The organism is Pseudomonas sp. C5pp (assembly GCF_000814065.1).
Taxonomy (GTDB): Bacteria; Pseudomonadota; Gammaproteobacteria; order Pseudomonadales; family Pseudomonadaceae; genus Aquipseudomonas; species Aquipseudomonas asiatica.
In genome coordinates, this window is sequence record NZ_JWLN01000026.1 from 1 (window position 1) to 14,264 (window position 14,264).

The 14,264-nt window shown below is 64.1% G+C and carries 14 protein-coding genes; 10 read left to right on the forward strand and 4 right to left on the reverse strand.

Going from position 1 to position 14,264, the window contains the following annotated elements; all coding sequences use genetic code 11:
• The first annotated feature begins 254 nt into the window (after positions 1-254).
• The 6 genes from RR51_RS19780 to RR51_RS19805 all read left to right on the forward strand — a co-directional run bounded on the left by RR51_RS19780 (position 255) and on the right by RR51_RS19805 (position 6,984).
• Positions 255-1,280, forward strand: a complete 1,026-nt coding sequence (locus RR51_RS19780) for an ABC transporter substrate-binding protein (protein ID WP_013973153.1) — start codon at positions 255-257, stop codon at positions 1,278-1,280.
• Entirely contained in the window at positions 1,277-2,194 is a 918-nt protein-coding gene (locus RR51_RS19785) for an ABC transporter permease (protein WP_015270844.1), read from the forward strand. Before RR51_RS19780 ends, RR51_RS19785 begins: the two co-directional genes overlap by 4 nt.
• Positions 2,195-2,200: 6 nt before the next feature.
• A complete protein-coding gene (locus tag RR51_RS19790; protein ID WP_039614460.1) occupies positions 2,201-3,010 on the forward strand; it encodes an ABC transporter permease in 810 nt (269 codons plus the stop codon).
• Positions 3,011-3,027: 17 nt separating this feature from the next.
• Positions 3,028-4,176, forward strand: a complete 1,149-nt coding sequence (locus RR51_RS19795; protein ID WP_013973156.1) for an ABC transporter ATP-binding protein — start codon at positions 3,028-3,030, stop codon at positions 4,174-4,176.
• A gap of 143 nt (positions 4,177-4,319) precedes the next feature.
• On the forward strand, positions 4,320-5,627 hold the full coding sequence (locus RR51_RS19800) for a substrate-binding domain-containing protein (protein WP_039614461.1): 1,308 nt from the start codon (positions 4,320-4,322) through the stop codon (positions 5,625-5,627).
• 292 nt (positions 5,628-5,919) lie between these two features.
• On the forward strand, positions 5,920-6,984 hold the full coding sequence (locus RR51_RS19805; protein WP_039614462.1) for a TerC family protein: 1,065 nt from the start codon (positions 5,920-5,922) through the stop codon (positions 6,982-6,984).
• 76 nt (positions 6,985-7,060) lie between these two features.
• Here the strand turns inward: RR51_RS19805 and RR51_RS19810 are convergent, their stop codons facing one another.
• Positions 7,061-8,290, reverse strand: a complete 1,230-nt coding sequence (locus tag RR51_RS19810) for an acyl-CoA dehydrogenase (protein WP_013973159.1) — start codon at positions 8,288-8,290, stop codon at positions 7,061-7,063.
• Between the two features lie 140 nt (positions 8,291-8,430).
• On the opposite strand from RR51_RS19810, the gene RR51_RS19815 reads away from it, so the two are divergent.
• Together RR51_RS19815 and RR51_RS19820 are read left to right on the forward strand one after the other, a co-directional pair.
• A complete protein-coding gene (locus RR51_RS19815) occupies positions 8,431-9,357 on the forward strand; it encodes a LysR family transcriptional regulator (RefSeq protein ID WP_013973160.1) in 927 nt (308 codons plus the stop codon).
• Positions 9,358-9,528: 171 nt separating this feature from the next.
• The gene (locus tag RR51_RS19820) at positions 9,529-10,683 is read left to right on the forward strand and encodes a cysteine desulfurase family protein (RefSeq protein ID WP_039614463.1); all 1,155 of its coding nucleotides are present in this window, start codon (positions 9,529-9,531) and stop codon (positions 10,681-10,683) included.
• 7 nt (positions 10,684-10,690) lie between these two features.
• Here the strand turns inward: RR51_RS19820 and RR51_RS19825 are convergent, their stop codons facing one another.
• The 3 genes from RR51_RS19825 to RR51_RS19835 form a co-directional block, all read right to left on the reverse strand.
• Positions 10,691-11,128 (reverse strand): RES family NAD+ phosphorylase, encoded by a 438-nt coding sequence (locus RR51_RS19825; protein WP_015270851.1) that lies wholly within the window; start codon positions 11,126-11,128, stop codon positions 10,691-10,693.
• A complete protein-coding gene (locus tag RR51_RS19830; protein WP_013973163.1) occupies positions 11,125-11,574 on the reverse strand; it encodes an antitoxin Xre/MbcA/ParS toxin-binding domain-containing protein in 450 nt (149 codons plus the stop codon). Before RR51_RS19830 ends, RR51_RS19825 begins: the two co-directional genes overlap by 4 nt.
• Positions 11,575-11,672: 98 nt before the next feature.
• Positions 11,673-12,326 carry an oxygen-insensitive NAD(P)H-dependent nitroreductase NfsB gene (locus RR51_RS19835; RefSeq protein ID WP_003260975.1) on the reverse strand — a complete coding sequence of 218 codons (654 nt, stop codon included), beginning with the start codon at positions 12,324-12,326 and terminating at the stop codon, positions 11,673-11,675.
• Between the two features lie 104 nt (positions 12,327-12,430).
• Here RR51_RS19835 and RR51_RS19840 point away from each other — a divergent pair, with 104 nt between their 5' ends.
• Together RR51_RS19840 and RR51_RS19845 are read left to right on the forward strand one after the other, a co-directional pair.
• Entirely contained in the window at positions 12,431-13,354 is a 924-nt protein-coding gene (locus RR51_RS19840) for a LysR family transcriptional regulator (protein ID WP_039614464.1), read from the forward strand.
• A 47-nt stretch (positions 13,355-13,401) separates the two neighbouring features.
• Positions 13,402-14,232, forward strand: coding sequence for an AraC family transcriptional regulator (locus tag RR51_RS19845; protein WP_039614465.1), 831 nt, complete (start codon positions 13,402-13,404; stop codon positions 14,230-14,232).
• The last annotated feature ends 32 nt before the right edge of the window (positions 14,233-14,264 follow it).

The following is a 14,264-nucleotide window of genomic DNA, read 5'->3' on the forward strand; positions in this document are numbered from 1 at the left end:
GCATTCGCGGGTGAACCCGCTCCCACAGGGCCCGCGCTGTTTCTGAAAGGGACGGAGTGATGGCCGGTAGCCTCATACCTCTTGCCAAAAGTTTGGAATACCATAATATGACATCCCGTAGACCTTGAATCTGCAGGCCGGCACCTACAATCAAAAACGGCCAAAAAACACTTTGTTTTAGCTGCTCCCCGAACACTGTTGGCGGGCGCACCACAAGCCCCGCCTCGAATAACAAAAGCAACGAGGGCGTAACCATGCTGTTGAGCAAACGTGTAACCGCAGTGCTGTCCGCCAGCCTGCTGACCCTGGCATGTCAGGCTGCCCAGGCCGCCGACAGCCTGAACTTCGTCAGCTGGGGCGGTACCACCCAGGACGCCCAGAAAGAAGCGTGGGCCGTACCTTTCACCAAAGCCACCGACATCAAAGTCGTCCAGGACGGCCCCACCGACTATGGCAAGCTCAAGGCCATGGTCGAGAGCGGCAACGTGCAGTGGGACGTGGTCGACGTCGAAGCCGACTTCGCCCTGCGTGCCGCCAGCGAAGGCCTGCTAGAACCCCTCGATTTCACCCAGATCAAGCGCGACAAGATCGACCCGCGCTTCGTCTCCGACCATGGCGTCGGCTCGTTCTTCTTCTCCTTCGTGCTCGGCTACAACGAAGGCAAGCTCGGTGCCAACAAACCGGTGGACTGGACCGCACTGTTCGATACCAAGACCTACCCCGGCAAGCGCGCCCTGTACAAGTGGCCCAGCCCAGGCGTACTGGAACTGGCGCTGCTGGCCGACGGCGTAGCCCCCGACAAGCTGTACCCGCTGGACCTGGACCGCGCCTTCAAGAAGCTCGACACCATCAAGAAAGACATCGTCTGGTGGGGCGGTGGCGCCCAGTCGCAGCAACTGCTGGCCTCGGGTGAAGCCTCGCTCGGCCAGTTCTGGAACGGCCGCGTCTATGCCCTGCAGCAAGACGGTGCACCGGTGGGCGTGAGCTGGAAGCAGAACCTGGTCATGGCCGACTTCCTGGTCATCCCCAAAGGTGCCAAGAACAAAGACGCGGCCATGAAGTTCCTGGCCAACGCCAGCAGCGCCGAAGGCCAGGCCGAGTTCGCCAACAAGACCGCCTACGCGCCGGTGAACGTCGACAGCGTGGCCAAGCTGGACAAAGACCTCGCGCAGAACCTGCCAACCGCCTACGCCCAGGACCAGGTCACCCTCGACTTCGCCTACTGGGCCAAGAACGGCCAGGCCATCGCAGCCCGCTGGAATGAGTGGTTGGTCAAATGAAAGTCGCCATCAACGCCCTGCATAACGCGCAAGGTGCCCCCACGGGAACCGGCGCCCCGGGAACGGCCCCCCGCCGCGTCAGCCTGAGCCAGCGCTGGAAAGGCAGCCGCAATCTGCTGCCGGCGCTGCTGTTCCTTGGCCTGTTCTTCTTCGCCCCGCTGGCCGGCCTGTTGCTGCGCGGTGTGCTGGAGCCGACGCCGGGCCTGGGCAACTACGAGCAGCTGTTCGCCAACTCGGCCTATGCGCGGGTGCTGTTCAACACCTTCTCGGTGGCCGGCGTGGTCACCCTGATCAGCGTGCTGCTGGGCTTCCCGCTGGCCTGGGCAATTACCCTGGTGCCCAAGGGCTGGGGCCGCTGGTTGCTGAACATCGTGCTGCTGTCGATGTGGACCAGCCTGCTGGCGCGCACCTACTCGTGGCTGGTGTTGCTGCAGAGCTCGGGGGTGATCAACAAGGCGTTGATGGCCATGGGTATCATCGATGCCCCGCTGGAAATGGTGCACAACCTGACCGGCGTGGTGATCGGCATGAGCTACATCATGATCCCGTTCATCGTGCTGCCGCTGCAGGCGACCATGCACGCCATCGACCCGATGGTGCTGCAGGCCGGCTCGATCTGTGGCGCCAGCCCGTGGACCAATTTCTGGAAAGTGTTCCTGCCGCTGTGCCGCTCGGGGCTGTTCTCCGGGGCACTGATGGTGTTCGTGATGTCGCTCGGTTACTACGTCACCCCGGCCCTGCTGGGCGGTGCGCAGAACATGATGCTGCCCGAATTCATCATCCAGCAGGTGCAGTCGTTCCTCAACTGGGGCCTGGCCAGCGCCGCCGCCGCACTGCTGGTGGTGATCACCCTGGTGCTCTTCTACCTGTACCTGAAGCTGCAGCCGGAATCCCCGGTTGGCAACGCGAGGTAAACCGCCATGCTCCTGTCTCCCAATGCCATGGGCCGCCCGCTGCGTACGGGCCTGTACCTGACCACCGGGGTCATCGCGGCCTTCCTGCTGCTGCCGGTGGTGTTCATCGTGTTGCTGTCGTTCGGCTCGTCGCAGTGGCTGGTGTTCCCGCCACCGGGCTGGACCTTCAAGTGGTACGGCCAGTTCTTCTCCAACCCGGAGTGGATGGACGCCGCGCTGGCCAGCCTGAAGGTGGCCGTGCTGACCACCATCGCCGCCGTGCTGCTCGGCCTGCCCACCGCGTTTGCCCTGGTGCGTGGCCGCTTCCCCGGCCGCGAGCTGCTGTACGGGCTGTTCACCATGCCGATGATCGTGCCGCTGGTGATCATTGCCGTGGCGGTGTACGCGCTGTTCCTCAAGCTCGGCTACACCGGCACGCTGCTCGCCTTCGTGGTCAGCCACGTGATCGTCGCCCTGCCCTTCACCATCATCTCGATCATCAATTCGCTGAAGCTGTTCGACCAATCCATCGAGGATGCCGCGGTGATCTGCGGCGCCTCGCGCCTGCAGGCGATCTTCAAGGTAACCTTCCCGGCGATTCGCCCGGGGATGATCGCCGGCGGCCTGTTCGCCTTCCTGGTGTCGTGGGATGAAGTGGTGCTGAGCGTGATGATGGCCAGCCCCGACCTGCAGACCTTGCCGGTGAAGATGTGGACCACCCTGCGCCAGGACCTCAGCCCGGTCATCGCCGTGGCCTCGACCCTGCTGATCGGCCTGTCGCTGCTTGTCATGTTCATTGCCGCCGCCTTGCGCCGGCGCACCGAAGCCAACGCCTGAGCGCGGAGAAAACAACAATGAGTGCAGTGATCAAAGACAACGCGCACGGCAAGACCCTGGTCAGCCTGCGCGGCCTGAACAAGCACTACGGCGACTTCACCGCCGTGGACAACCTCGACCTGGAAATCCAGGACGGCGAGTTCCTGACCTTCCTCGGTTCCAGCGGCTCGGGCAAGTCCACCACCCTGTCGATGCTGGCCGGCTTCGAAACGCCGAGCAGCGGCGAGATCCTGGTCGATGGCCAGTCACTGGTCAACGTGCCGCCGCACAAGCGTGACATCGGCATGGTGTTCCAGCGCTATTCGCTGTTCCCGCACCTGAACGTGCGCGACAACATCGGCTTTCCGCTGGCCATTCGCAAGCTCAGTGCCAGCGAAACCAGCAAGCGCGTCGATGCCATGCTCAAGCTGGTGCAGCTGGAGAAGTTCGCCCACCGCAAGCCGTCGCAGATGTCCGGTGGCCAGCAGCAGCGCGTGGCTATCGCCCGGGCGCTGGTGTACGAACCGCGCATCCTGCTGATGGACGAACCGCTCGGCGCGCTGGACAAGAAGCTGCGCGAAGACCTGCAGGATGAACTGCGCCAGTTGCACCGGCGCCTGGGCATCACCATCGTCTACGTCACCCACGACCAGGAAGAAGCCATGCGCCTGTCCCAGCGCATCGCCATCTTCAGCCATGGCAAGATCGTCGGCCTGGGCACCGGTTACGACCTGTACCAGAACCCGCCGAATGCCTTCGTCGCCTCGTTCCTGGGCAACTCCAACTTCCTGCGGATCAAGGCCAGCAGCAATGGCGCGGGCAGCTTCGAGGGCCAGCCGGTAGCCATCCGCCTGACCCCGGGCCTGGCCGCCTCGCAGGATGCACTGATCATGGTACGCCCGGAAAAGGCCCTGGCCCTGACCGCCGAACAGGCCGCGCGCGAGCCGCTGCCGGCGGGCTGGAACGAGGTCAGCGCCAAGGTTGGCGAAGTACTGTTCCTGGGCGAGAGCCAGACCTGCCATGTGGTGACCGCGGGCGGTACCGAGCTGACGGTCAAGGCTTTGTCGGCGGCGGGCATGCCGATGCAGCCGGGGGATACCGTGAAGGTGCGCTGGGCGGTGGCGGATGCGTGCATCTATACCGAGTGGGCGGAAAGTGACCTGAGCAAGTCTGCCGGGGCGCATTGAAACCGCTGGGGCCGCTCTGCGGCCCTTTCGCGACACAAGGCCGCTCCTACAGGGGCGGCCTTTCACTGCCCCATGGACTGTCACATTATCATCACGCCACTGTCGTAATCTGCCGGCCATCTCTATGCCATAGGCCTTCCGGCATGCCCCGCCTGCTTGTCTTGCTGCTCACCCTGCTGCCGCTGGCGACCCCGGCCGAGCCCGCTCACCTGCGCGTGCAAGGCTCCAACACCATCGGCGCGGCCTTGCTGCCAGCGCTGGTGCAAGGGCAATTGCGCGCACAGCAAGCTACCGCCATCGAACAATACCCAGGCAAGCTGGCCAACGAGACTGTCATCACCGCTCGCGATAAGCATGGCCAGCCTTTGCGCATCGACATCGCCGCACACGGTTCCAGCACCGGCTTCGTCGCCCTGGGCCATGGCGAGGCCGACCTGGCCGCCGCGTCGCGGCCTATCAACGACAACGAAGCAAGCCAACTGCAGGCTTTGGGCGACCTGCGCGCCGCTGCCGCCGAACAAGTCATCGGCCTGGATGGCGTCGCGGTCATCGTTCACCCCGACAACCCGCTACCACAGCTCACCACGGGGCAACTGGCACAGATCTTTGCCGGGCAGATCCAGCGCTGGGAGCAATTGGGTGTTGCCGGCGGGGCCATCCACCTGTACGCCCGTGACGACCGCTCCGGTACCTTCGAGACCTTCAAGGCCCTGGTGCTGGAACCCCAGCAAAGCGAGCTTTCGTCCAAGGCCCAACGCTTCGAGTCCAGCGACGAGCTGGCCGCGCGAGTGGGCGCCGACCGCCAGGCCATCGGCTTCAGCAGCCTGGCGGCGGTGCATGGGGCCAAGGTGCTGGCGGTTGCCGAGGGTGACGCGCCGGCCATGCTGCCGGAGCGTGCACTGGTGGCCAGCGAGGACTACCCGCTATCACGGCGCCTGTACTTCTACCTGCCGGCCAACCCCAAGCCCCAGGCCAAGGCGCTGGCCGATTTCACCCAGAGTCCCGCGGGCCAGGCGATCGTCGCCCAACAGGGTTTCGTTTCGCAGCAGATCAAGGCCCAACCTGTGCCCCTTCAGGCCGACATGCCGCCGCGCTATCGCACCCTCGCCCTACAGGCGCAACGGTTGAGCGTGAATTTCCGCTTCCAGGAAGGCAGCGCCAGCCTCGACAACAAGGCCCTGCGCGATGTCCAGCGGGTTGCCGACTACCTGCGCCAAGCGGGCAAGTTGCAGCGCAAGGCGGTGCTGGTGGGCTTTGGCGACCCCAAGGAGACACCCGGTCGCGCCGCCCTGCTCTCCCGCCTGCGGGCCCAGGCGGTGCGTCGTGAGCTGGCGCGCGATGGCGTGGAGGTGCTGGAGGTGACGGGGATGGGGGATGAACTGCCAGTGGCAGGGAACGAACTGGAGCAAGGGCGACTGCGTAATCGCCGGGTGGAAGTGTGGGTGCATTGATCTGAAAGCAGCACACATCCCTGTAGGAGCAGCCTTGTGCTGCGAAGAGGCCAGTATGGCCAACACATTTGTGCAAGGTTGACCGGCCTCTTCGCAGCACAAGGCTGCTCCTACAAGAAGCGTGCTTAAGTGTGTGCCGTGCTTGGCAAAGAAATGTAACAGCTCCCCATTCGGCATCACCGGCAAACGGGTCTAGGCTCAAGCCCATGTGATACCGGGCCCCTCTGACGGCTGCCAGGCCGCCATGTCGGATCACTGTTGCCATGCAACGTCGACATTCAAGGAGGGGCTCATGACAGCTCTACACACATTCCTCACCACCCCGTTCCTCGGTACCAGCACCTGGTTGTGGCTGGTGTTCATGGCCATCGTCATCGGTTTGCTGGTACTCGACCTGGGCGTGCTGCACCGCCACGACCGGGAAATCGAAATGCGCGAAAGCCTGCTGCTGTATTCGGGCTATTTCAGCGTCGGCGTGCTGTTCGGCGTCGGTGTCTGGTACCAGTTGGGCGCGCAGTCGGCGCTGGAGTTCTACACCGGGTTCCTGGTCGAACAGTCGCTGTCGATGGACAACGTGTTCGTCATGGCGATGATCTTCAGCTATTTCGCCATCCCCCGCCGCTACCAGCACCGCGTGCTGTTCTGGGGCATCCTCGGGGTGGTGTTCCTGCGGGCGATCATGATCGGCGTGGGCGCGGCGCTGGTGCAGAACTTCGCCTGGGTACTCTATATCTTCGGTGCCTTCCTGCTGTTTACCGGGGTGAAGATGGCGCTGTCGAAGGAAGATAGCCGCCCCGACCTGGCCAACAACCCGATCCTCAAGTTCGTGCGCCGGCACATGCGGGTCACCGAGCAGATCCACGGCTCGCACTTCTTCGTGCAGCAGACCCCGCCCGGGCAGCACAAGGCGCTACGCCATGCCACCCCGCTGTTCATGGCGCTGGTGCTGATCGAACTGGCCGACCTGGTGTTCGCCGTCGACAGTGTCCCGGCAATCTTCGCCATCACCCAGGACCCGTTCATCGTCTACACCTCGAACATCTTCGCCATCCTCGGCTTGCGCTCGTTGTATTTTGCGCTGGCGGCGCTGATGCACCGGTTCGTTTACCTCAAGTACGCGCTCGCGCTGGTGCTGATCTTCATTGGCTGCAAGATCTTCTACCACGGCATGGTGGGCAAGGTGCCGGCATTGCTGTCGCTGGGGGTGACGTTCGGGTTGTTGCTGGGTGGGGTGGTGGTTTCGTTGGTCAAGACGCGGGGGAAAAAGCCGGAAGTCAAGGGTGCTCAACCCAGACAGCCTTCAAATGCCGATCGCACGGTCAGCGAGAAGGAGGAAGACCCGCAGATGCGGGTCTGACCATCCAGAGAACCAGTGAGCCTTCAAGGGCCTCTTAGCGGGCAAGCCCGCGAAGAGGCCGGAACAAGCCGGTAAATCACCGCCCGCTACGCATCATCTCCGCCGGCACGTACTTGCCGATCTCATACTTGCCGATCGCCGCCCGGTGCACTTCATCTGGCCCGTCGGCCAGGCGCAAGGTGCGTTGCATGGCGTACATGTAAGCCAGCGGGAAATCGCCACTCACCCCTGCCCCGCCATGAATCTGGATCGCCCGGTCGATCACCTTCAGTGCCACGTTCGGCGCCACTACCTTGATTTGCGCAATCTCGCTGCGGGCCACCTTGTTGCCGACCGTGTCCATCATGTAGGCCGCTTTCAACGTCAGCAGCCGGGCCATGTCGATCTCCATGCGCGAGTCGGCAATCTTGTCGACGTTGCCGCCCAGACGCGCCAGTGGCCGGCCGAAGGCGGTACGCTCCACCGAGCGCTTGCACATCAGTTCCAGCGCTCGCTCGGCCATGCCGATCGAGCGCATGCAGTGGTGGATACGGCCAGGGCCAAGGCGCCCCTGGGCAATTTCGAAGCCACGGCCTTCACCCAGGATCACGTTCTCATACGGTACCCGCACATTCTCGAAGAGCACCTCGGCGTGGCCATGGGGAGCATCGTCATAGCCGAACACCGGCAGCGGGCGGACGATCTTCACCCCAGGCGCATCGGTGGGCACCAGCACCATCGAGTGCTGCTGGTGGCGTGGCCCTTCAGGGTCGGACAGGCCCATGAAGATCATTACCTTGCAGCGCGGGTCGCAAGCGCCAGAGGTCCACCACTTGCGGCCGTTGATTACCCATTGGTCACCGTCACGCACGGCGGTGGCGGCCATGTTGGTGGCATCCGAGGAGGCCACGTCCGGTTCAGTCATGGCGAACGCCGAACGGATCTCGCCACGCAGCAGCGGCTCCAGCCACTGGCGCTTCTGCGCTTCACTGCCATAGCGCACCAGCACTTCCATGTTGCCGGTGTCCGGCGCCGAGCAGTTGAACGGCTCCGGGCCGAGCAACGAACGGCCCATGATTTCCGCCAGCGGGGCGTATTCCAGGTTGCTCAGGCCGGCACCGTATTCCGATTCGGGCAGGAACAGGTTCCACAGCCCTTCAGCGCGGGCCTTGGCCTTGAGTTCTTCCATGATCGCGGTGGGCTGCCAGCGGTCACCCTCGGCGACCTGGCGCTCGAACACCGCCTCGGCGGGGTAGACATAGGCGTCCATGAACGCGCTGACGCGCTCACGCAGTGCCTGGACCTTGGGCGAATAGGCGAAATCCATCGGGGCTACCTTCACGGTTCGGAGTACATGGGCCAGAGCCTAGAGCAGCATGGCCTCATCCACCTAGCCTATTTTCCGCGTGTATAAACATTCATAACCGATATATGATCGGCCAATAATTCCAACAAAGAGCGGCGCCCATGAACCTCAGCAAGGTCGACCTCAACCTGTTCATCGTGTTCGATGCGATCTACACCGAAGCCAACCTGACCCGCGCCGGGCAGATCGTCGGCATCACCCAGCCGGCAGTGTCCAACGCCCTTTCGCGGCTGCGCGAAACCTTCAATGACCCGCTGTTCGTGCGCACCGCGCAAGGCATGGTGCCAACGCCCATGGCGCAGAACATCATCGGGCCGGTGCGCAACGCCTTGGCACTGCTGCGCACCTCGGTGCAGGAAAGCCGCATCTTCAACCCGCAACAGGCCAACAAAACCTTCCGCATCAGCATGACCGACCTGACCGAAGCGGTCATCCTGCCGCCGCTGTTCCAGCGCTTGCGTCGCCTGGCGCCGGCGGTGCTGATCGAAAGCTTTTTGTGCAAGCGCCGCGAGACCACCAAGGAACTTGCCGCCGGCCGCCTGGACTTCGCCATCGACGCACCGTTGAACACCGACCCGCAAGTACGCCACGTCAAACTGATGCAAGACCGCTATGTCTGCGCCCTGCGCCAGGGCCACCCGCTGGCCGACAGCAAGCTGACCCTCGACAACTACCTCGGCATGACCCACATCCATATTTCCAGCCGCCGCAACGGCCTGGGCTATGTCGACCTGGCCCTGGGCAAGATGGGCGTGCAGCGCAAGGTTGCCTTGCGCTCGCAGCATTACCTGATGGCCTCGCAGGTGTTGCAGCAGACCGACATGGCGATGACCGTCCCCGAGCGCTTCGCCCGCCGCCATCAGTTGCGTTACCAGCCACTGCCGGTGGAGGTGCCTGCGCTGGAAACGCACCTGTACTGGCATGAAAGCACCGATCAGGACCCGGCCAACCGCTGGATGCGCGAGCAGATCACCGAGTTGTGCGAACGTGTGGTGGCCGAGGAAGAGAGGGCCTTGGAACCAGCCTGAACAGAATGGCGGGATGCGGAGAAAAAAATTCCAAGAAAAACTCGATAGATAGAAATTTTTCTTGATAATTTCCAGAATAGAGCCGCTGGAAGTGAAAAATATCTCCGAAGTAGCGGGTACGCTTGCTCCAACGATTGCCGATTTCACGGCGACAGACACGGACCCGCCCTCATGCCCAGCGCCCCGCTCTATTTCGATTACGCCGCCACCACTCCGGTCGACGACCGGGTCATCGAAACCATGCTCGCCTGCCTTGGCGGCCAGGGCAACTTCGGCAACCCGGCGTCCAGTGGCCATGCCTTCGGCCAGGCAGCCCGCCACGCCGTGGAGCAGGCCCGTCAGCAAGTGGCCGAACGCGTCGGCGCACAGGCCGATGCACTGGTCTGGACCTCAGGTGCGACCGAGTCCAACAACCTGGCGCTCAAGGGCATTGCCCAGGGCCTCGGCCAGCCCGGGCACCTGATCACCAGCCAACTGGAACACAAGGCCGTGCTCGACACGGTGGCCGAACTGGAGCGCCAGGGCTGGGCCGTTACCCGCCTGGCACCGGATGCCGCCGGCCTGATTCAGCATGCGGCGGTGCAGGCAGCGTTGCGCGCCGACACACGCCTGGTATCGCTGATGGCGGTGAACAATGAACTGGGCACGATCACCGACTTTGCCGCGATTGGCGAACAGGTACGTGCCCACGGTGCCCTGCTGCACGTGGATGCGGCGCAGGCGGTGGGCAAACTGGCCATCGACCTGAACGCCATGGCCGTGGACTTGATGTCGTTCTCGGCGCACAAGGTGTATGGGCCCAAGGGCATCGGTGCGCTCTACGTGGGGCCACGCGCCCGCACGCTGATGCGTGCGCAGATGCACGGCGGCGGCCATGAGCAAGGCCTGCGCTCCGGCACCCTGGCGACCCACCAGATTGCCGGCATGGGCAGTGCCTTTGCCCTGGCCGGCCAGCCCGGCGACAGCGAACACCTGCGCCTCGAACAACTGGCCAGGCGCCTGCGTGAAGGCCTGCTGGCCCTGCCCGGCGTCACCCTCAACGGCTGCGCCAAACAACGCATTCCCCATACGCTGAACCTGTGTATCGACAGCAAGGGCTTCAACAGCGCGGCGCTGGCCAGCGAGCTGGCGTTGTCGACCACCTCGGCCTGCAATTCGGCGAGCAATGCGGCCTCGCATGTGCTGCTCGCGCTGGGGCTGGATGAACGCCAGGCACGCAACAGCGTGCGCCTGAGCATCGGGCGCTTCAGCAACGAGGCCGAAGTGGACAAGGCCCTCGAAGTGTTTGGCCGGGTGCTGACAGCGGCGTCAGCGGCACTTTGGTGAAACTTCCCTAAAACAGCCGGCTGTCCGGGGTGAAGTCCTCGACCTCGAGCCTGGCGCTGTTTGCCTGCGGATGGCGCGGGTTGAACAGGTAATTGGTGGTGCTGGGCATGATCGCGCTCGGCACCGGCAGCAGCAACGCCGAACACTCATCCAGAAAACGGTTGCCCAGGCCCCGGGTCAGTTCGGTCTGGCTCGACCAGCCAGGCTGCAAGGCGGGCAACTGCGCTTGCGAAACAGTGTCGGGCAACTCGATACGCAGCAGCCGCATGGTGGTGGGGAAATCCTCAGGATCGATCTCCAGGTGCACCAGCACCTCCAGCATCGCCCCGGCCGGGCTGGTGGCGGCATACACCACTGGCCGGCCCGCCTGGTGCCAGCGGCCGCTGACACGCAAGCCGCCCGTTCCGCTCAAGTCTGCATAGGCGCTGATACGCCACAGAATCACAGGCCGAAGCCCTCGGCGATCTGCAGCAACATCTCTTCGACCTGGGTGGTGCCCTGCTGGGTGGTTAGCATCTGCATCGGCGTCAGCCCCGAGAAGCGCTCCTTGGGCTTGGACAGCCAGCGTTTTGCCTTGCCTGCCTCACCGAACACGGCTTCGGCCATGGCGGTGATATGGGCCGAGCGGAACAGCCGGTCGCTTTCTTCCACGGTCAGCGGCTGGTCACGTTCGATGCGGGTTTTCAGCGTGCGCAGGGGAATGATCTGGTCACGCTCCACAGGGGTGAACACGCCGAGTTCGGTCAGTTTCACCAGCCAGGTGGCAGCGAAGCCATGGGTGATGCGGGTGTGGATTTCGAAGTCACTGGCGAGCTCGGGGATTTCCAGCAGTGCATGCAGGCGCGCCCGGTACTCGTGGTAACCGTTGTCGCGAAGCACTTCGGCAAGCATGGCTCTCTCCTTTCCGGCGTTTGCCGACAAGTATGCGGCATATGCCGGATTTTGCAAGCCGACCGGAAAGACGGGGCCGCAGAGCGGCCCCGGCAACCTCACAGGAAGGTGAACACCTGCGAAGCCGGCAACCGCGACTTGTTCAGCCCGGCATTGAAGTCCGCCTCGCTGCGATAGCCCAGGCTGAGAATGACCACACTGGTGTATCCACGCTCACGCAAGCCCAGCTCGGCATCGAGAATCTTGCTGTCGAAGCCTTCGATCGGGGTGGCATCCAGCCCATGTGCCGCAGCCCCCAGCAAGGCAGTACCCAACGCCAGGTAGGTCTGCTTTTCCATCCAGTGCTGCACGTCCTTCTGATCGAAGCGGTGCAGGTCGACGTAATGCCGACGGCTCTGGTTCTGCCCGGCACGCGCCTGCTCATCGCGGAAGCGGCCATCGGCGGCTTCCTGGTGAAGCACGGCATCCAGGTGCGCTTCGGTCATCTCGGTTCGGGTGCAGAACACGATCACATGCGAGGCATCGAGGATCTTCGGCGAATTGTAGGCATAGCGCTCTGCGGTGCTTTTGGCCAGGCGAGCCTTGCCTTCGGCGCTGTCGGCAACGATGAAATGCCACGGCTGCGAGTTGACCGAGGAAGGGCTATGGCGCAGTTGCTCGAGCAGGGCATCGACAGTCGCCTGGGGAATGCGGCGCGAGGCATCGTAGGCTTTGGTGGTGTAGCGGCGCTTGGCCAGAGAGACGGTATCCATGCAACAACTCCGGGAATGAACAGAGGATTTGCCGGGCATCTTATCTTTCCTGCAGTAAAGAAAAACCGGCACAATGCAGCAACACTTTCATCCCTGGAGTGAAAATGCTGCGCATCGCCGACCTCGAACTGTTCGTCCGCAGCAGCGTGCTGGGCAGCTTCACCGCCGCCGCCCATGAGGCCGAACTGCTGCCGGGGCAGGTGGCCGCCGCGATCAAGCGCCTGGAGCGCGACCTGGATGTGCGCCTGTTCGCCCGCACTACCCGCAGCCTGCGCCTGACCGCCGAAGGCGAGTTGTACCTGCCGACTGCCCTGAATGTGCTGGAGAGCCTGCGCCAGGGGCGTGAAGACCTGCATGGCAACGCCAACACCCTGCGCGGTACCCTGCAGGTTTCGGCACCGTCAGACCTGGGCCGCAACATGTTGCTGCCGTGGCTGAGCGCCTTCCGCCGCGAGCACCCGGCCCTGCACCTTCGCTTCTTCCTGTCTGACCAGATTGCCGACCTCAACCGCGACCCGGTAGATGTGGCGATCCGCTACGGCCTCAACCAGGACGCCAACTACATTGCCCTGCCGCTGGCAGACTGGAACCGCCGGGTGCTGGTGGCGGCGCCCGACTACCTGGCCCGTCACGGCCGCCCCCTCACGCCCGACGCCCTGCAGCAGCATGCCTGCCTGCTGTACATGCAGTACAACCGGGTCTACGACAAGTGGCGGGTGGGCAACCGCACCGTGCAGGTGAGTGGGCCGCTGGTCAGCGACGATGCCGACGTGATCCGCCGCCTGGCCTTGCAGGGCGAAGGCATCGTCTACAAGTCGTGGCTGGATGTAAGCGCCAACATCGCGGCCGGCGAACTGGAAATCATCCTGCCCGAGCACTTTGGTGAACCCGCCCCGGTCACCCTGGTGTGCCCGCACCGCAAGCAGCTCACGCCCGCAGTGGCACAACTGCATCTGTGGCTGCGCGAACGCTTCGAGGCCTTGCGTAACCGGGCGCTGGCCAAAGGCTGCACAATCGTTCCAGACTGAGCCTGGCCGTTGCGCTAAGGTAGCGATTTCTGCCACGGCACGCCCCCATGAGCAACTGGATCGACCTCAAGCAAGACGCCGACACCGGCATCGAGTCGGTCCGCGCGCATTTCGTCGGGCATGCCTACGACCCGCACTGGCACGACAGCTTCCTGGTTGGCGTTACCGAGCAGGGCGTGCAGCAATTCGATTGCCGGCGAGTGCGCCATCGCAGCACGCCGGGGAACGTATTCCTGCTGGAGCCAGGTGAAATCCATAACGGCCATGCGCCCACCGAGGACGGCTTCACCTATTCGACCCTGTACCTGGAACCCACCTGGGTGGACAGCCAACTGCGGGCACTTTTCGAACACGCGCCGGGCGACAGCCTGCCCAGCTTCGCCGATACCTTGTGCCACGATGAGCGCCTGGCGCGTGCCACTGCCCTCGCCTTCCAGGCCGTGCATACCCAGGATTTGCGCATTGTCCGGCAGACGGCCATGGACGACCTGCTGGCCTGCCTGACCCGCCACCTGCACTGGCGCCGGCGCCTGAACCCGGACCCGCGCCTGCCACTGACCGCGCAGCGCGCGCGGGATTACCTGCACGCCAACCTGGAACGCGACATCGGCCTGGAAGACCTGGCCCAGGCCTGTGGCATCGACCGCTTCCGCCTCACCCGCGCATTCAAGGGCGCATTCGGCCTGGCGCCGCATGCCTATCTGATCCAGCTGCGCCTGGCCCGGGCGCGGCGCCTGCTCGCCCAGGGCCAGACTCCCACCGAAGTGGCCATGGCCCTGGGCTTTGCCGACCAGAGCCACCTGGGGCGCTGGTTCCGCCGTGCCTACCAGCTGACCCCGGCCGACTACCGCAGGCGCTGCTCAAACCTTCCAGACTGAAAGGCGGCGGGCAGCGAGCATGGTGCTTCGTT

Coding starts and splice junctions, on each gene's coding strand:
- RR51_RS19780 (WP_013973153.1), top strand. CDS start 255: ATGCTGTTGAGCAAACGTGTAACCGCAGTGCTGTCCGCCAGCCTGCTG.
- RR51_RS19785 (WP_015270844.1), top strand. CDS start 1,277: ATGAAAGTCGCCATCAACGCCCTGCATAACGCGCAAGGTGCCCCCACG.
- RR51_RS19790 (WP_039614460.1), top strand. CDS start 2,201: ATGCTCCTGTCTCCCAATGCCATGGGCCGCCCGCTGCGTACGGGCCTG.
- RR51_RS19795 (WP_013973156.1), top strand. CDS start 3,028: ATGAGTGCAGTGATCAAAGACAACGCGCACGGCAAGACCCTGGTCAGC.
- RR51_RS19800 (WP_039614461.1), top strand. CDS start 4,320: ATGCCCCGCCTGCTTGTCTTGCTGCTCACCCTGCTGCCGCTGGCGACC.
- RR51_RS19805 (WP_039614462.1), top strand. CDS start 5,920: ATGACAGCTCTACACACATTCCTCACCACCCCGTTCCTCGGTACCAGC.
- RR51_RS19810 (WP_013973159.1), bottom strand. CDS start 8,290: ATGGATTTCGCCTATTCGCCCAAGGTCCAGGCACTGCGTGAGCGCGTC.
- RR51_RS19815 (WP_013973160.1), top strand. CDS start 8,431: ATGAACCTCAGCAAGGTCGACCTCAACCTGTTCATCGTGTTCGATGCG.
- RR51_RS19820 (WP_039614463.1), top strand. CDS start 9,529: ATGCCCAGCGCCCCGCTCTATTTCGATTACGCCGCCACCACTCCGGTC.
- RR51_RS19830 (WP_013973163.1), bottom strand. CDS start 11,574: ATGCTTGCCGAAGTGCTTCGCGACAACGGTTACCACGAGTACCGGGCG.
- RR51_RS19835 (WP_003260975.1), bottom strand. CDS start 12,326: ATGGATACCGTCTCTCTGGCCAAGCGCCGCTACACCACCAAAGCCTAC.
- RR51_RS19840 (WP_039614464.1), top strand. CDS start 12,431: ATGCTGCGCATCGCCGACCTCGAACTGTTCGTCCGCAGCAGCGTGCTG.
- RR51_RS19845 (WP_039614465.1), top strand. CDS start 13,402: ATGAGCAACTGGATCGACCTCAAGCAAGACGCCGACACCGGCATCGAG.